The organism is Henriciella mobilis (genome assembly GCF_003576315.1).
Classification (GTDB): domain Bacteria; phylum Pseudomonadota; class Alphaproteobacteria; order Caulobacterales; family Hyphomonadaceae; genus Henriciella; species Henriciella mobilis.
This window is the reverse complement of sequence record NZ_QWFZ01000021.1, coordinates 1-17280: the sequence shown is the minus strand read 5'-3', so window position 1 is coordinate 17280 and position 17280 is coordinate 1. Positions and strand designations below refer to the sequence as shown.

20 protein-coding genes are annotated in these 17280 nt (G+C 54.8%); 10 read left to right on the top strand and 10 right to left on the bottom strand.

Translation table 11 applies throughout. The features are described from left to right. Positions 1-133: 133 nt before the first annotated feature. Together D1227_RS13070 and D1227_RS13065 are read left to right on the top strand one after the other, a co-directional pair. On the top strand, positions 134-454 hold the full coding sequence (locus tag D1227_RS13070) for an MbcA/ParS/Xre antitoxin family protein (protein WP_233349669.1): 321 nt from the start codon (positions 134-136) through the stop codon (positions 452-454). After that, entirely contained in the window at positions 451-999 is a 549-nt protein-coding gene (locus D1227_RS13065) for an RES family NAD+ phosphorylase (protein ID WP_119404957.1), read from the top strand. Before D1227_RS13070 ends, D1227_RS13065 begins: the two co-directional genes overlap by 4 nt. Positions 1000-1329: 330 nt before the next feature. Here D1227_RS13065 and D1227_RS13060 read toward each other — a convergent pair whose 3' ends face one another. The 5 genes from D1227_RS13060 to D1227_RS13040 form a co-directional block, all read right to left on the bottom strand. Beyond that, complete coding sequence (locus D1227_RS13060; protein WP_147373306.1) at positions 1330-1767, bottom strand: hypothetical protein; 438 nt, start codon at positions 1765-1767, stop codon at positions 1330-1332. A gap of 215 nt (positions 1768-1982) precedes the next feature. Continuing rightward, a complete protein-coding gene (locus D1227_RS13055) occupies positions 1983-2207 on the bottom strand; it encodes a toxin-antitoxin system HicB family antitoxin (RefSeq protein ID WP_119404955.1) in 225 nt (74 codons plus the stop codon). Then, a complete protein-coding gene (locus D1227_RS13050) occupies positions 2204-2635 on the bottom strand; it encodes a putative toxin-antitoxin system toxin component, PIN family (RefSeq protein ID WP_233349671.1) in 432 nt (143 codons plus the stop codon). The genes D1227_RS13055 and D1227_RS13050 overlap by 4 nt, the downstream gene beginning before the upstream one ends. A 95-nt stretch (positions 2636-2730) precedes the next feature. Continuing rightward, entirely contained in the window at positions 2731-3189 is a 459-nt protein-coding gene (locus D1227_RS13045; protein ID WP_119404953.1) for a single-stranded DNA-binding protein, read from the bottom strand. 51 nt (positions 3190-3240) lie between these two features. Beyond that, positions 3241-3609 carry a single-stranded DNA-binding protein gene (locus tag D1227_RS13040; RefSeq protein WP_119404952.1) on the bottom strand — a complete coding sequence of 123 codons (369 nt, stop codon included), beginning with the start codon at positions 3607-3609 and terminating at the stop codon, positions 3241-3243. A gap of 501 nt (positions 3610-4110) precedes the next feature. Here D1227_RS13040 and D1227_RS13035 point away from each other — a divergent pair. From D1227_RS13035 to D1227_RS13020, 4 genes are read left to right on the top strand one after another with little or no spacing between them, the layout of a single operon-like run. Further along, positions 4111-5316: an HNH endonuclease gene (locus D1227_RS13035; RefSeq protein WP_119404951.1), complete on the top strand. Its 1206-nt coding sequence runs from the start codon at positions 4111-4113 to the stop codon at positions 5314-5316. Then, positions 5317-6213, top strand: a complete 897-nt coding sequence (locus D1227_RS13030; RefSeq protein WP_147373305.1) for a nucleotidyltransferase family protein — start codon at positions 5317-5319, stop codon at positions 6211-6213. After that, entirely contained in the window at positions 6185-6943 is a 759-nt protein-coding gene (locus D1227_RS19805) for a hypothetical protein (protein WP_158586647.1), read from the top strand. Before D1227_RS13030 ends, D1227_RS19805 begins: the two co-directional genes overlap by 29 nt. A 3-nt stretch (positions 6944-6946) precedes the next feature. After that, complete coding sequence (locus tag D1227_RS13020; protein WP_119404948.1) at positions 6947-8014, top strand: hypothetical protein; 1068 nt, start codon at positions 6947-6949, stop codon at positions 8012-8014. A 227-nt stretch (positions 8015-8241) separates the two neighbouring features. On the opposite strand, the gene D1227_RS13015 is transcribed toward D1227_RS13020, so the two are convergent. The 3 genes from D1227_RS13015 to D1227_RS13005 form a co-directional block, all read right to left on the bottom strand. Beyond that, the gene (locus tag D1227_RS13015) at positions 8242-9150 is read right to left on the bottom strand and encodes an ArdC family protein (protein WP_158586646.1); all 909 of its coding nucleotides are present in this window, start codon (positions 9148-9150) and stop codon (positions 8242-8244) included. 124 nt (positions 9151-9274) lie between these two features. Then, positions 9275-11149, bottom strand: coding sequence for a ParB/RepB/Spo0J family partition protein (locus D1227_RS13010; protein WP_119404946.1), 1875 nt, complete (start codon positions 11147-11149; stop codon positions 9275-9277). 118 nt (positions 11150-11267) lie between these two features. After that, the gene (locus D1227_RS13005; protein ID WP_119404945.1) at positions 11268-12164 is read right to left on the bottom strand and encodes a toprim domain-containing protein; all 897 of its coding nucleotides are present in this window, start codon (positions 12162-12164) and stop codon (positions 11268-11270) included. Positions 12165-12412: 248 nt separating this feature from the next. On the opposite strand from D1227_RS13005, the gene D1227_RS13000 reads away from it, so the two are divergent. The 4 genes from D1227_RS13000 to D1227_RS12985 all read left to right on the top strand — a co-directional run bounded on the left by D1227_RS13000 (position 12413) and on the right by D1227_RS12985 (position 16480). Next, the gene (locus D1227_RS13000; protein ID WP_119404944.1) at positions 12413-12844 is read left to right on the top strand and encodes a copper-binding protein; all 432 of its coding nucleotides are present in this window, start codon (positions 12413-12415) and stop codon (positions 12842-12844) included. 247 nt (positions 12845-13091) lie between these two features. Then, positions 13092-15011 carry a copper resistance system multicopper oxidase gene (locus D1227_RS12995; protein ID WP_119404943.1) on the top strand — a complete coding sequence of 640 codons (1920 nt, stop codon included), beginning with the start codon at positions 13092-13094 and terminating at the stop codon, positions 15009-15011. After that, positions 15008-15862 (top strand): copper resistance protein B, encoded by an 855-nt coding sequence (locus D1227_RS12990; RefSeq protein ID WP_233349673.1) that lies wholly within the window; start codon positions 15008-15010, stop codon positions 15860-15862. Before D1227_RS12995 ends, D1227_RS12990 begins: the two co-directional genes overlap by 4 nt. 9 nt (positions 15863-15871) lie before the next feature. Next, a complete protein-coding gene (locus D1227_RS12985) occupies positions 15872-16480 on the top strand; it encodes a cytochrome b/b6 domain-containing protein (RefSeq protein ID WP_119404941.1) in 609 nt (202 codons plus the stop codon). On the opposite strand, the gene D1227_RS12980 is transcribed toward D1227_RS12985, so the two are convergent. Then, positions 16481-16759, bottom strand: a complete 279-nt coding sequence (locus D1227_RS12980) for a TMEM165/GDT1 family protein (RefSeq protein ID WP_119404966.1) — start codon at positions 16757-16759, stop codon at positions 16481-16483. It lies immediately after the preceding gene. Between the two features lie 274 nt (positions 16760-17033). After that, positions 17034-17280 (bottom strand): integrase core domain-containing protein (locus tag D1227_RS12975; RefSeq protein WP_147373275.1); only part of this gene is annotated, 247 nt, incomplete at its 5' end.

Below are 17280 nucleotides of genomic sequence, written 5' to 3'. Positions count from 1 at the left end.
CGTTTGCGGCTTGTGATGGAGCGGATCAACGCCCTTTTAGCTTCGCAATACAGCTTGATGTGTCAATCCAGATGCCCTATATTCATGGCAAAGGAGTTGACGCATGCCCTTAAGAGAGCTCACAGAAGACGGTATGATTTCACCGGATCGGCTTGCCAGAAATCTGCGCACGACCAAGAACGAAATCAGTCAGACGATCGGCATCCGACCGGAATCATTGTCGCGTAAATCGCGTATTGCTTCGGTTGCGACCCAGACCGCGCTGCGGCATTTGGTTGAGATACTAAATGCCGTGACCCCTTTGGTTGGCAATATGGTGATGGCCTATGCCTGGTTCCGGTCTGAGCCAATTTCGGGGTTTGGCGGACGCACGCCTGAGCAGATCGTCAAGGATGGAGAGTTTGAAGGCTTACGCGCGCACATCATGCGCCGGCTAGAAGGCGGCTACGCTTGATAAAGCCGAAACCGTTTAAGGCGACGGTTGTCCGCGCATCAAAACCCGGCTGGGCCTATGCGCCGACGTCTGGAGAGGGTGCTGCAAAGCATGGTGGACGGTTCAACCCTAAAGGCGTCCCGGCGCTTTATACATCGCTCAGTTTCGATACATGCGCGCGCGAAGTGCGCTTCACCTTCAACACTGATCCCTACACGTTCTACTATTTGACGGTGTCCAGCCCACTTATTATCGACCTGACCGATCCTGCGATCCGTAAAAAGCTGAAAGTAGGTTGGAATGAGCTTGCTTGCCCGAACTGGGAATCAGAGATGCATCGGGGCTTGGTCCCCGCTAGTCATCGCGTGGCAACCCGCCTGATCGATGCTGGTTACCATGGAATTTTGGTTCCCAGCTTTGCGCCCAACGCTGCCCCTGAAGATGTCAATCTTGTGCTTTGGCGTTGGACCTCAGACGACCAGTCCCAAGCCGGTGATCAGACCGCCGCCCGGGTTGAGGTGAACAATCGGGAGGCCCTACCGAAAGACCGTGCATCCTGGACTTAATCTTCAACGGACCGCTTGCGCGCGCACACGCGCCCGCGCCAGCCGAGGCAAAACCGAGGGCATGATCGTTACCCGCAGGGACAAGACCCGCGCAGGCGGGGCTTGGGGCGCGCCAGCGCCTGGAGCACGGCCCGGAGCGAAGCGCAGGGAGGCGTCCAGCCCATGACGGAGATGCACGAGGCAACCCCGCTATGAACGAACCGCAGCTCTCATCACCAATTTGGCACCCCGCTAAGACCAACCGACCCTCAGCCCAAAAAGCGGGCGAACCCGTCAGACCATGTGCACGAGCCGGGCGGTCTACCGTTCGGTTATACGCGCGGTTCGTGTTTAACTGGGTGGGCCGGTCCTAAGACGCTCATGCCAGATCTGCGCAGCCTGATCGAGGCGTTCCATGTCGCCCTCTTTTAAGAGATCGATCACATGCCTGAGGCCGTCTTCATCCGGAACCGGCTGGATTAGGAACAGCCAGGCGAGATTGTGATAACCCTTGCAAATCTGATTGATCACATGGGCCAGGCCAGGGATGGCGGCGCGCCGGTCCATAAGCGTATCGACGGGAATACGAAACTGATGGGCTGAATTGCGCAAGGCGAGCAATTTGCCTTCCCCGATCCATTGCAAGATCACCGTCTGCGGCAGGCAGAGCAAGATGGCGGCATCCTTGATGTCCAGGAGCGTAAGGCCTGGATAGATATCCGCCCAATCGCCTGTTTTGGTCAGACGGGCGGCTTTCTCCTCCAAAGGGCGCAACTCTTCAAGGCTCATCCTATGCCCCGCTTCTTGTGGCTACATGCGCCCATTCGTAGACCTCACCTGCGCGCCGCGTCGACTTAACTCCGGTTCAGTATCGCAAAAAGGCTCAATGCCCAGATGATAGAGATCGCAAAAGATGAAGACGCCCATTCAGCCATGCAAAACTCATATCCACTCCACGCAAAGAGCAGACCAAAAGCACCGGTGACACCTCGGTATCTGAGCGGCTAATCAGTTTTGTAATGCTCGTCCAAGCGCGCCAAAATGCGCAAGCCCTCAGCCGCATTTCCGCGCGCTGCGCGGGCTCTGAAACGCACTTCGGTATCGGCTTCAGCGATCACCCGCGCGGTGAGTTCTTCAAGCAATTTATTTAGACTGACGCCTTTGGCGGCGGCGAGGTCTTTCAGACGCTCATGTTGGGTGTCAGGCAGACGTAATGTAATTGTGCTCATGATTGGCTCCTAGTCTCCAGATAGCCGCCCGCGGTTACGACATTTAGGCCTTCAAAGACGAGGTCTGCGCGGGCGAAATCCTTTGTGTTCGCCGTTATGATGGCTTCGGCGTTTGCAGCGACGGCAAGTTCGATCAAATGATTGTCTCCTTCATCAGGCAGGTTTGGGCGCCACAAATAGTATATGCTCCGCCATTCAGAAACGCTGAGCAAGGCATCAAGAAGCGTGTCGATATCGCCTCGCGTGAACGGGGCTGACGCAAAAAGTCGGTCTCGCGAGAGGACGTTTTCATATTCCCGCAAAAGCGCATTGCCAAACACAGGAACAATCTGACGCTCCAATGCAAGGCGTAATACCGCTCGCGGCGCGCCGCGAGCATTCATCAGCGCAGACACAAAGATGTTGGTATCGATGACGACGCGATCCATAGATTTTGATAGCATATGTGACAGCACTCTTCAAGCAATAGTCCCATGCGAACAGCCGCCCGCGAAAGCGGGCGGCTGCCTTAGGGTGTTAGGGACTAGAACGGAATTTCGTCGTCATAGTCCGACGTCGAACTTGCGGCCTCGTAGGTTTCGGTACCGGACGTGGAATGATCGCCGGGCAGATCTTCGGATCCGTAGGATGAACCCGCGCCCACCTTGTCGAGCAGGTCGATCCGGTCGGCGACAATTTCGACGCCGAAGCGTTCAATGCCGTCCTGATCGGTCCAGCGGGTGTTCTGCACCCGCCCCATGATTTGAAGGAAGGACCCCTTCTTCACATAGGGTTGAACGAGTTTTTCCACATAAGCCTCGCCCCAACAGATCACAGAAAACCATTCGGTATATTCTACGATCTCCCCGCTTTCCTTCTGGAATTTGCGGGTTGTGGCGATCCGGAACCGGGCGCGTGTGGCTTTCTGTTCCGGAGCGATGCTGATTTGCGGATCTGCGCCGACATAGCCGTCGACGACAAAGACATTAATATCACCAGACATGGGTGATCTCCTCTTGAGTTGAATTGGGTTGAAAAGCGGGATGCGGCGATCTCACGCCGCTTGCGTGTCGGTTGAACTGCGCGTCATTTGCGCGGGTCGCTCCAGCAGCCTCAGATCATCTATGACAACCTCAGTGCTGTAACGGGTGACCTTGTTCTGGTCTTCCCAGCTACGGGTCTGCAGCCGGCCACGGATGCGCAGCCGCTTGCCCTTAGAGAAAAAGGGCTGGATTACCCGTGTGATCAGATTTTCGTTAAAGGTGACGAGATCGAAGCCTTCGACCTCCTCCACCCAATCCTCGCCTTTGCGATAACCGCGCGTTTGCAGCACCCGCAAATTGGCGACAGGCGATCCAGCGAGGGTGGACCGGATATCCGGGTCCCGCGCCAAGCGCCCTGAGAGGATGAATTCTTGAGACATGGTGTCTTCTCCTAGTGTTGTGGCCGGAAGGGACTGTTCCCCGCCGATCCACTTCCAAAAGGCGAAGCCCTTTCCTGTTGGATGGTGACGCCATCATTTAAACCGGCGGCGGCTCCGAACGCTTGAAGGCGGGCCTGACGGCGATGATTGCGAATACCAGGTGACCTGTCAGATGGAACGCGGCGACCATCGGATCGCAGGAGCGCTCACGCGTCAGCGTGAAGCTCGGGTCTTTCCCCTCCCCCACGCTCCGGCGGGCATCCCCATCACTCAGAGAGGCGATTTTGATCAGCGACTGCGTGTTTTTCTCTGCTGGCTCTGGACCGTTTCTGAGCCCTTATTATCCGTTGCCATCTCTTTTCTTTCGCCAACAAAATCGCTCGGTCTTACTTGCTTCTACCACGCAAAAGCACAAAGAGTGAACATTTTTTACCACCAGGTCTTGTATGAGAAGGTGTGTGAAACCACATCATATTGCGGCATACGTAAGGGAAACTGCTGATGGCGATTTCGAGTTCAGTCTCTGGTTCTCCAGAATCTGCTGCAACAGATATTGAGCCACCTTGCGTAACGCCAACTCGTGCCATTTCACACCGCACCAGCACCATTCTCTTCGTTCGCGCCGGCGGTCGTTGCCAGCGCCGGGGCTGCAATGCACGTCTATTTGAACATCACCTCTCCAAACAACCTGGCAACTTTGCTGACCGTGCGCACATTGTCGCCTTCTCTGAAGGCGGTCCCAGAGGAAATGACGGTCCAAGACCTCCTGATATAAATGAAGTCGATAACCTCATGGCCTTGTGCAAGGCCTGTCACAAGGAGATCGATGATCACCCTGAATGGTTTTCTCGGCACGATCTGAGAGCTATGAAAGACGAACACGAACGCCGTGTCGACGCCGCGCTTGATGCATCACCAGATCTTGCTTCCCACATCATTTCGTGCGCTGCGCCGATTCGTGGATTCCGGATCGCAATTCCCCGGCAAGATATGTTTTCGGCTATTCTTCCGCGTCATGCGTTTGATGGCTTGCAGACCTCAATCGATCTTGGGGCATTGACCGGATTGGATGAGCAAGAAGATTTGCTATCTATCGCCTGCCGACGCATCGATCGGGCGGTCTCTTCCGCTTACGGCACCGCCGGTCCTGTAGAAGCGGCGGGACATGTCTCACTCTTCGCGATCGGCCCAATTCCCTTGCTCACCTTTCTGGGAGCGCAGCTCGGAGATAAAGTAGCGGTAGACTTATATCAGCGCCACCGCGACACTGAGGATTGGCGCTGGAAGCCAGACACTGCATTCGATCCGATTGGCTACTGTCTGGAATATCTGGAAGATCGAGGCGAAGATGCGCCTGTGGCCATTCTGCTCTCCCTGAGTGGCAAGATCGATATGGGGACGCTACCGGCCGAAATCTCTGAAACTCACACAATCTATGAGATATCCCTGAAGGATGTGGACCCCACGCCCACCTTCCTCAACTGCGCGCGGGACCTCATCGCGTTTCGAACCTTTTGGCACGAGACGCAGTCCAAGATCGCCGCCCGGCATGGCGATGACCAACCCATCTCCATTTTCCCGGCGGTCCCAGCGCCCATTGCTGTATCGATCGGCAAAGATCGTCTGCCGAAAGCCCGCGCGCCACTTCGCCTTTATGACAATGACACCGCCAAAGGCGGATTCACATTCCAGATGGAAATAGACTAAATGAGCAGGACGTCAGACCTACAAGCCTTATTGGAGGCGCAGCATATTTCGCCAGACAGCCGCGAAATGGCTGAGCTTCAAGATCATCGCGCGGGTGTCGAAGCGGCTATTCGCGCGGCATTCCCCGGAGCCAGTATTTCGATCCAATATGGTGGATCTAAGAAGAAAGGCACGATGATCAAAGAGAGCTATGATCTCGACATCATCGTGTATGCTTATCATGACGAAACCCGCTTAGGCGAGAATCTTTCCGACATTTACAACAATGTCGCCCGAGCTTTGTCGCGAGGCTATTTCGTTGAGCCCAAGACAAGTGCGCTGCGTCTCTATGCCAAAGCCGATGGCGCGCGGGGCGACCGTTTGCACATCGATGTGGTTCCTGGGCGATATGTGGATGAGAGTCGAGGCGACGCCTATCTGCATCAGAATAGCGGCCAGAAATCGCGTCTGAAAACCAACCTCCAAACCCATGTCGATCATATCAAGAATAGCGGCGTCATCGATGCGTTGAAGCTCGGCAAGCTCGCGCGTGTTCGCTACGATCTCGATATCAAGCAGTTTGCGCTCGATCTTGTCTTTATAGAACTTTTGAAAGGCAAAACCGCATTATCGCTGGATCAACAGTTCACCAGCGTCTTACAGAGCATCGCAGACCGGTCGACCCCAATCGCGATCGAAGACCCCGCCAACCCTAATGGAAATGATCTGTCTGGTTTGTTGGACATGCACGTTTGGTCTGAGGTCAGAAATGTCGCGACCACCATGCTGAACCAGGCCGACTCGGGCGGCTGGGGACTTGCTTTTGGCGAAACCTCAAATCTCGGCCCCGCAAGCGCAGCTATCATAACCCAAACGGCAGAGACCGTCGATGCGCCGACAAAACCTTGGGCGAGATAGTCCCCGCCCGCGCTGGTGGAAGATTCATCCGAGTGCGCGCGACAACATAGTCACCGCTTTACACGCCCAGCCCTTGCTGCGCTTGACTGAGGCTGAGGGCCGGCTGGTTATAAAGGGACGGTTTGGCGTGCACAGTGACGGACGCACCCTCGATAGTTTCCCAGTTCGCATCCACTTTCCCGGCAACTATCCTAACGGGTTGCCAATAGTCGAGGTTTTGGGAGATCGCGTTCCAACCACGCCGGACCGGCACATCAATTCTGATCGCTCCGCCTGCCTATATGTGCCTGAAGAATGGCTTGCCCACCGGCCTGATGATGACTTCTCAACTTTTCTCAGCGTCCCTGTACGGAACTTCTTTCTCGGGCAGCTATATTACGAAAAACACAAACGGTTTCCGCCGACTGGAGAGCGCCAGCATTATGGTGCGGGCCTAATAGATGCCTATGCCGACATCTTAGGCGTTTCTGCAAATATAAACGAGATTCATTATTGGCTCCGAATCCTGGCCAGCGATCGCTCGAAAGGGCATTGGGACTGCACGTGTGGATCCGGAAAAATCGTTCGACAGTGCTGTAGACAGCTTGTTTTCGACAAGCAGCAAGACACCCCTGTTTGGCTGGCGAAACGTATGAAACGTGAAATTTTAAAAGAGCTTGAGCACCGAAGGCAAAAACGCACTCGTCGGCGGGTTGATGACCAGAAGCGCGACGTCAGAGAGGCTGCGTAGAATATGAGGGTTGAACGAAGAGGAAAAATTGAGCCGCTTACGCCGCGTTGGATATTATTCCTGCGCGAGGCCATGGGCGGCGTCGACTTGGACGCCATTCAATCCTCCGAGGTTCTGCGCGCGGACTTTGCCTGTCTGTCTGGCTTGATCGCACTGGAGATCAAATCCCTTGAAGAAGACGGGACCGAGCGCATGGACAACCTGACGGATGAACTTCGTCAGCGTCCCGATTGGCCGGAATTCCTTGGAAGCGCACCGGTTCAAGCCATGACCCGTCATATGGATGACCCAGAAGCGGTGAACGCAAAATTCGTAAACCGGATCGGCCGAGCGATCGTGAACCATCTAAAAAAGGCCAACAAACAATTGGGTGCGCATCAGGACAATTTCCCGCGCAAGAACCTTGTCCGACTGATGCTGCTCATCAACGAAGATCATGAATTGTATGAACCCGCGCTCATTGCGCACATCGTGCAGCGCGCATTGAAGCGGACAAAGGATGGACGCCCGCTATACCCCAATATTGATACGGTAATTTTCACAAGCGAACGACATGCGACGGTCAAGAATGGCCAAGTCGTCTTTCCGCTCATCGCGGTTGAGGGTTCTGGACTAGAAACAGACATTTGGAAAAGAACGATTGTCGATCATTTGTTCGAGCGCTGGGCGCACTGGACACATACGCCAACCTACAAAGGCAATCCTAAAGACGTAGACTTCACCACCCTGGATCACGTTCCCGAAAAGATGGCGCGCCAAGATTTGTGGCGACTTCAATATCGCCGCCGCCCCTACATGGCACATATAAGTGATGAAGACCTGAGAGACCGCTTCGATGAAGCAATGGCGACGTCGATGCTCACCATGCACAAGCATGCGCCTGTCAAACCCTCAATCGCGGTAAGAGACCAAGCGATCATTTTGTTCACCCATGTGATGATGGAAATGAGCGAACGGGGCATAACTGCCCCGAAATTTGCAATCGAATCTAAACGATTGGTCGCGGCCGCAGGGCGGCTTAACATGCCGCCCCCGGTTGTGACTTGGTTTGAAAGCATGGACAGGCGTTGAAGACTTCTGTCTTTGCAAAAATAGGCCAAGGTAAACGCATCGGCTTGCAATGCCTTACCGCACCAACTCTCCTTCCAGAATTTTGGCATGCGCCCACTCAGCTGCCGCCTGGCTCGCAAACAGATGATAGCAGCCCGCCACGAGCACGCACCACGCCCCGACATCGCCCGGCTCAAGCCCAGCGCGGCGGACGTCTTCAGACGTTAATCGGAAAGGATCAGAGACGCTCATGCTGCCACCTCTTTCCCCTGAGTCGCAATTTTCGGCGAGATCAAGCCTTTGCCCACTGAGAAGGCCAGAATGTAATTGACTGCTTTGTCGGCATGCGACGCAGCGCTCAAAAGCGCGTTCGGATGGGAGCGAATCGTTTCGGCCCAATGGCCAATATAGGCTGCGTGAGAATGCAGGTGTTCAGGTTTCAGCGCGAAGCGCGCGCAGAGCAACACTGATCCAAGCTCAGCAACGAGCTCTTCAATGGCATACCCTTCATCGCCCCAGCGTTTGGATTCAAAATCCCGATCAAGGCGTTTTTCATGGCCTGTCGCATGAATTTGCTCATGCGCTTTGGTCGTCAGATACGTCTCTGGGCTCTCAAACGCCTCTGGCATGGGCAGCTGGATGAAGTCACCGCTCGGCTGATAGAAGGCCCGGTCGCCGCCATGGCGAAGCTCAACCGGAAACGCGTCGAGCACCGCATCAACCGGCGCGTTGTCTATCGCGTCCCTATTGACCGGGTAAAAGGCGTCAGAAAGCCCGTCGCATTGGTCTGCGCAGAAGACCGGATAGCATTTAAGATATCTCAGAACGCGCGCGTCCTCATCATCTTCGCTGTCTTCAACGATGCGCGTCTTGTAAAGTATGGCGGGCATAGATCGCTCGCCTTTGCGCACTTGACCGCCCGCGCGCTTGGCTTGGGCGTAAGTCAGCCAAAAGGGCGAGGCATATCCTCCAGCCGCGCCCGCCATTAAGAGCGTGACGGCATTCATACCGCCAAAGGGTTGTCCATCGGCGCGAAGCGGCAAATGCACCTCTCCGCAGCTTCTTGCGTCCCAAGGTTTGCGCCATGGACGAACGCCTGTTTCCAACGCCGCCACGATTTGATCGACAATCCGGTCGATCGGTTTCTCACCGGCCATTTTGGCCTCCATGTTTTAAATAGTTTCAGGGTTGAGGAGAGCGATCGAGCGCCCTTAAAAAAAGCGCGGCCGCCGGGACATTTGCCCCGGCGGCCGCCAGTCAGGAGGAGACGCCCGTCTGGGCTCAGGTGCCGGCGTCGCCGAGGCGCACGAAGGGGTGCACCCAGGCCTGCTCTGCCGTCATGTCTTCGACTTTCGAGACGAGGCTCATCTTCTTCTGACTCTCATCAAGCACGCAGCCGAGGTCGGCCGCGATATCGACCAGAGCGCCCTTAGTGAACCCGGTCAGGGTCACGGTATCGGGCGTCCAGTGATTGGACGCCTCCGCGCCAATCTTGGCCGCGACGACGCCGGCAAAGCCGAGATCAGGGCTCCCGACATAAGCCTGCCGCGGCTCGGTCAGGTCGACGCATTGGGCGACCAGGACGGCGAGGCAGGTCATTCTGTCGGTATCCTTGAGCGCAAGGAGATGTTCGATCAGATCTTTGCCATCCAGAGGCGTCACCAATCGATCTACTGCTTCTGTGGTAGCCGCCCAGCTCGTATCTTCTTTGACCACGTCATTCCCGATCCCGGTGCTAAACACCGTTGGTGAGATCTTAAGCGGACTTGCGCCCTGACAGGTGTCACGCAGACGGCCCGAAAGCTGGGCAATGAGAAGCGCGATTGCGACATCGGGACGAGCTGCAAGATCCTTGGCGAAGACCCGCGTGCGGATTTCGCTGAGGCGCTGTTTAAGCGCGCCGGACGGATTGAGGTGCCGCTTGCCGATCTCGTCTTGCATACGAACGGCTTCGTCGGCCGTTTTGGCATCAACATCCTCAGCAGCATCCAAATCAGTACCGGATCCGGTGTCGGCGGTTTCAGTCTCCGCGTCAGGCAGCTTGTAGGTCACCACCGGCATGGACCCAAACGCAATGCGCGCGGTCATGCGGGCGCGAATGTCGCCTGAAATGGCGCTCAGCAGAAACGTATGAAGCGCTTCGAGCGCCGTGATGACAGCCGACCGGCTTTCCAAAGTACCGGTGTCGACATGGTCTCGCCACGCTTCATAAACCGCGTTTTCGAGCGTTTCCCATGTCGTATCGATATCGAGTTCACCTGACTCATCGCCCAGTTCAACGAGATCTTCGAGATCGACGCAGTCTGCGGGATCGTCGGTCTCCACCACAACTTCAACATCGGCGAGGCCCTTGCCCGCAATCGCCTTGAAAAGCGGCTCAACCGCGTCGGCGAACGCTGTTTTCACGGCTTCGGTGGTTATCCAGAACGTATAGTCATCGAAAAGATCGCCCTCGATCTTCCCGCCAGCCTTGGTGTAGGCGGTCTCGGTTATGAATTGGGGGAGATGCTCATCAGAGCGACGCTTTTCAGCTTTGAGAAGATTGCGAAGCTGCCAGTTTTGAAGTTCGCCCGCCAAAGCCTGCTCGATAAACCCAGCGCGCCGGTCCAAATCCGTAATCTGACACAGGGTCTTCGCCATATCGAAACTGACCGCTCGGTTTTCCAAAGCGGTGAGGAAGTCGGCCGGCAAGGCGCCAAGCGCCTGGTATTGGCGGACGGTTCGGGCTTCGACGCCTAAAACGCCAGCGATTCGGTCCGGGCTCTTGATGGATTTGGAGAGCGCGGAGACGGCTTTGAAGATCTCCACGGGCGTCATGGCCCGCCGTTGGATGTTTGCCACCAGACCCGCCGCCATATGTTTCTGGGTGACATGCATGACGGCGATCGATTGATCACTGGACAGGCGACCATCGATTTCCAGCCGCTTGAGAGCGAGAAAACGCCGGCGGCCATCAATGACCTCGAAGCCGCCGCCGCGTTTGATCACGATGAGGGGTTGGACCAGCCCGATCGCAGCGATCGATGTGGCGAGCGCTGCAACGTCTTCATCTTCAGCCACGTCTGCACGAGGATTATCTTTGCCAATTGAAAGCTGGCTGAGCGGAAGGGATAGCGCCTTATGCGCAGGCGCTGCGAGGGTTTGAGTATTGGCCATAGGGGCCTCCTTCTGGTTTTAAAGTATCGCCTGGCCGCACCGGCCAAGCCCCCAAAAGGCGGAGCCCTTTCCTGTTAGCGCGATGTCTTTGAGATAGCTTTTCCGACAATCCATGCGGCTATGGCGCATCCGGCAGGCGGTCATCATCGTTCCAATCGGCGCCTGGTCTTGTCGGCGCGCGCAGCTCGCAGCGAACGCCTCGTCCACGATTGAGTGCAGCGCAGGCTTGCGCGGCTTTAAGCCCCGGAGCGTCATGGTCATGGGCAATTACGATCCGGTCTATGTCGGGCGGCGCCCGGAACACAGCGAGATTTCCGGTGTTCAGGAGCGCCCAGGCGGGCATCTGGAACCTTCGCGCCGCTGAGGCCGTGCTTTCCAAGCCCTCTCCGACCAGAAGTTCATTGGTCGGCTTTGCCAGATGGATTGCGAAACCTTTCTGCCGGCCGAAGACAAGCCGTCGCTTCGTGAGCGTTCTACTCTCAAAGAAGAACGTCGCTTGAACGCCTTCAAACCCGCCACGTGCATTCGAGATCCGAGCGATCAGACAAGGATACATGGCAGAGCCCGGTTTCATCGAAATGGGCCAACTCTGCAGGAACCCAAGGCTTGGGTTAGAACTGAGACTGTCCAGTCCGCGTTGTTTAAAATAGCGCTCTGCAAGTGCACCCCGCGCAGACCGGCGCGACACCCAGGCCCGCCGGGCATGGTCGGTACTTTCGGGGCGAACGTTTCTGTGGGCTGTTTGCGGATCATGGCGCTTTACGCCAAACAAGCGACGGTCGCTGTTTCCGACGAAATCGCCTTCGCCGGCAATACCGTCTCTTAAAAAGGCGGCCTTTACATCTCGCCAATCGGTATCGGAAAAGCAGTGGATCAAGAGTTTTCCATCTGCATTCAGACGAAGTGAAACGGATCGATCACGTTTAGAATGACCTGGCGCGGGTATCGCGCCGCTCTGACGGTCGCAGGCCAACCGGCCTCCATACCGGGACACTATGATTTGTATGAGGCTCATGGACGGGGCTCCTGTACGCTACCGGCTCGCCCGGCGGGCGTCGCCTTTCCTGTTCGACTGCCTGAACTTGCAATCGACCTTTTGATGTCTCTGAAAAACCGGATGGGGCGGGCCCGCCTCTTTGATATCCAGCGTGCCGATAGGCTCACCCCTTAAGAGTTGAAATTCTTAAGGGGAACATGATGTCCGCGCGTACTATGGCTGCGGCTGCTATTCTCTCCGCAAGTCTGTGATACGGGGATCTCGCCATGAAATTAAAACACATGTTCGCACTCAGCTTTCCAGCTTTACTCCTTCTCGGGGCCGCCGCTTGTACCAACAGCCCTAACCCAGTTGAGGAGAAGGCACCTGCCGCCAGCGAGGTGGTGAGCGACACACCTCATGTTGCGCGCGCTTTTGGTTCTGTGCTGCAGCGCGATCTCAATACGCGCATTCTGGAAATTACACATAGCCCGGTACCAGAAGCAGACTGGCCGATCATGCAAATGGAATTCTACGTCTCGAACGAGATTGAGTTAACGGATTATCGGGCGGGCGACGCCGTTGAATTCATTTTCAATTTCGCGGCCGAGCAAACGCCTGTTATTATCGCCATGCGGCGAACGAGCGCTCAGGAACTAATAGGCGCGTTGTGGCCCGAGGCGTTCCCGGAAGACGACGCAGAAGCAGAATCAAACTGACTGAACACCCAGTACGCAACGACAAGCTCAATCTCAAAAAACCTAACGCGACTGAGTGGGTGGAGGCGCGATAGAAGGCTAACATTCGTTTCCTGTGGGCGACAATCAATGTCGACACCAAGTGTTTTGAGGGGACGGCATAGTCTAGCCGTATCCTTGTAAGTGCGTGTCCAGAATCTTTATGCGCATTTGAAATTCTGGAACAAACCAACAAGAGCTGGTCTAGGTATCAGTCAGGAGAATGACGATGTATAATAGACGACGATTTTTAAAAACGACGATCGGAGCTGGCGCACTTGCCAGCGCCTCTGGCTTAGTGCCTGCCTGGGCGCGCCCTGCCAGCGATGGCAATCTCGGCATCCCATCGCTTACAGGCAACCAATTCGATCTCAGCATCGACAAGTTCCCGATACGCATAGATGGCCGCGCCACGGAAGCCATTGGCGTAAATGGCAGTGTTCCTGCGCCGCTTATTCGCTTTCGTGAGGGTGACGATATCGTCTTAAATGTGACAAACGCCTTAGAGGAAGACACGTCGATACATTGGCACGGGCTTCTGGTGCCTTTTGAAATGGATGGTGTTCCGGGCGTAGCCTTTCCTGGTATTAAGCCAGGTGAAACCTTTCAATACAAATTCGCAGTGCCTCAAAATGGCACCTATTGGTATCACTCGCATAGTGGATTGCAGGAGCAATTGGGGCATTTCGGGCCGATCATCGTTGATCCGGCTGGCTCTGATCCGGTCGTTTATGACCGAGAATATGTTTTGATGCTGAGCGATTTTACGTTCGAAAACCCCTACAGGCTATTTTCCAAGCTGAAGGCTAATAGCGGATCCTTCAATTTCCAGAAAAGAACAGCCGCAGATTTCATGCGCGATGCCGGCGAAAAAGGCTTGGCTGAAACTATTCGCGACCGAGCGAATTGGGGCAAAATGCGCATGTCACCGACTGACTGGTCAGACATAACCGGCGCGCAATACACCTATCTTATCAACGGCCATTCAAGTGCTGACAACTGGAACGCCGTTTTCAAAGAGGGTGAGCGCATTCGGTTAAGAATCATCAACGCAGCTGCGATGACAATTTTCAATTTCCGTATCCCCGGCCTGCCAATGACGGTGGTCGCCGCTGATGGGTTGAACGTGCAGCCTGTTGAGACAGATGAGTTCCAAATCGGTGTCGCAGAGACGTATGATGTCATCGTGACGCCTGAACAAATCAAAGCCTATGCCCTGGTTGCCGAGGCGATTGATCGTTCGGGAATGGCGGTTGCGACGTTGGGCCCCGAACCAGGGATGAAAGCGCAGGCTCCCGCGCTCCGCGAACCTGTTCCGCTCACCATGAAAGACATGGGCATGGGTGATATGAGCGCTATGGGCGGCATGCAAATGGACAATGGGTCCAAGGCGGACATGAGTAACATGGCCGGAATGGACGCTCCCACAATGCCTGGAATGGATCATTCCATGATGGAGGGTATGAACGGCAATGATATGGTGGAGGGCCGCGACGCGATTCCGCTCATTGCTCCAGATTTGAAAACCGGTCCGTCCATAGCAAAATTGGCCATGGCACCAACCAGCAGATTGGATGAGCCCGGACAAGGTCTGAATGATGTCGCGCACAGAACATTGACTTATTCACAACTGCGAAGTCTTGAGCCAAATCCCGATCAACGCTCGCCAGCACGTGAGATTGAACTTCATCTGACTTCAAATATGGAACGATATATGTGGTCTTTCGACGGGTTGACCTGGTCAGAAGTCGACGGTCCCATCATTTTTAACGAGGGCGAACGCCTTCGATTGACGCTCGTCAATGACACGATGATGCCACACCCTATCCATTTGCACGGCATGTTTTTCGATGTCGTAAATGGCGGTGGAAGCCATAAGCCCCGTAAGCACACAATCACCGTGAAACCCGGCGAAAAGCTCTCAGTCGACATCAGCGCCGAGCATGTGGGCGACTGGGCATTTCACTGTCACCTCCTTTATCACATGGAGGCCGGAATGTTTCGGGTCGTATCGGTGATGCCAAACAAGTCGAAGACTGAGGCCAATATGATGACCATGCCTATGGCGCTGGAGCATCCCCAAATGAAGCAGCCGTCGATGGACATGAACGATCACGGTTCAATGAAGATGCAGGATCAAGAACAATGACTCACATTAACAAGCGTTGGTCGCAATTGACCTTATGTTGCTTTGCCGCGTTGGCCGTTCCATTTTCCGCTTTGGCTCAAACATCAGGCATGACTTCCGAGAGCACCGAGGAAACCACCGTCGAAAAACCTGCCCCCGTAGCGGGTCAGCAAGCAGATGCATATTACTCAAAAGACGAGATGGAGAAATCGCGAGAAGAATTGAAGAAAATGCTCGGCAACCGTAAAACGGGGTCCATTCTATTCAATCAGTTTGAGGCGCAATCGGTAAATGGCAGCGAAGATTTGTATTGGAACGGACAGGCTTGGTATGGCGGTGATATAAACAAGATCTGGTTTAAGTCCGAAGGCTTGGTTTCACTGAATTCCGGAAAAGCGGATGACGCTGAATTACAGGCGCTTTGGTCTCGTGCGATTTCGCCATATTTCAACCTTCAAACCGGTATCCGCCATGACTTTAAGCCGAAGGGACTAGATCATGCTGTGTTTGGTGTCCAAGGACTTGCCCCTTATTGGTTTGAAGTCGATGTTTCTGGTTATCTGAGCACAAAGGGTGACGTTACCGCACGGGCGGAGATTGAGTACGATTATCGGCTTACGCAGCGGCTTATTCTGCAGCCACGCATTGAAGCCAACTTTTCAGCGCAGGACATCGCCGAACGAGACCTTGGGTCGGGCCTGACGGACGTAAACGCCGGATTGAGAATGCGCTACGAAATCAAGCGGCAATTCGCACCTTATCTGGGTGTAGAATGGCAAGGTAAGTTCGGCGGAACACGGGATATTGCAAAGCTCGCCGGAAACAGCGGCGACCAAACCGTATTCCTTGTCGGCATACGGTCTTGGTATTAGGGGTCCGACATGGCCGCATCACATAACCCTGAATACTCTTTGAAAACTCGCTTGGTTCATATGCTCATCGCTATCGCTGTGATCGTTCAGCTGGCTTCGAGCCTTATTATGAAGGCCCACCCTCAAGATGGGACTGAAGATGTTTTTTTTGAAGTCCACGAATATTCTGGACTGATTTCCTTTGCTGTCATCTGTGCGTTTTGGGTGATCATTTTATTCCGACAAGGCGGGACCACGCTTGCAGAATTGTTCCCGTGGTTTTCGACCCGGCACCGGAAAGAGCTGATCGAAGCAGTCAAGGCTCGTTTGAGGAACACAGACAAAACCGGTCGCTTATCATTTTATGACGGCGACCCGTTCGCGAAAGCCGTGCATGGATTGGGTATCGCCATCATTTCGGTCATGGCAATGACAGGGGTGACCTATTTTGTAGCTCTGAAGCTCGGCGCAGACGAAGGCATTCTCGCATCTGGCGCAATGTTAATCCATGAGCCAGTATCGAAACTGGCTTGGGCGTATCTCGTCGCACATGCCGGCATCGCTGTTTTTCATGCGTTACTGAAGGAACGACCGCTGAGCGTGATGTGGAACATTTCCCCTTGGGCTCAGAAAAAGTAATTAATTTGGTTGAAAGTGCCCGACAATCATCCAGCTTCCAATTGCAACAAAGCCGGAGCCTGCAAGCAGTTTAAGTGGAAGTTCTGACAGATAACGCTCCAGTGCTGCTCCAAGCAAAACCGCAATGCCTGTCGAAGCAATGAGCGCGGCTGAGGCTGCGGCAAACACAAACCATCTATTATGCTGTCCATCCGATGCGAACAAGACCGTGGCAAGCTGTGTCTTGTCTCCGAGTTCGGCCAGGAAAACAGTGGCAAAAATTGAAAAGAAAATACCCATGATTGACATTCACATTTGATTAGAGAGCTGGTTCTTCAACTCTAGGCACATCCGTTTGAAACCGTTCGTTTTTTAGGATGAGTTTGTACAAAGGGACACAAATTATTGCGAGCGCGAGCACGCCCCTCGGGGTCATGTGTTTGGTTATGATTTGGGGGCTTCTGAGCGCGCTCCATGCAAATGGAATAATTATCCTGACCGGGGAGAGTTTGGCCTGCCCGATCTGACTGGCCCAACCGAAATGTTAGGATCGACGGTTGGTTTGTAGCGGCGTTCATGCCGCCTTCAACCTATAAGGCGGCATGAAGGTCGCGGGCAAGATGGTTCTGGGCGCGGGTGGTTTATAGCCCAGCGATGAGTGCGGTCTTGCGGTGTTGTAGAACAGTCTCCAGTTCTCGATCAGGACCTGCGCCTCGCGCAGATCATAGAAGATTTCACGAGCGAGGAGTTCGTCTCGAAGTTTCGAGTTGAAGCTCTCACAGTATCCGTTCTCCCATGGTGATCCTGGCTCGATGTAGAGC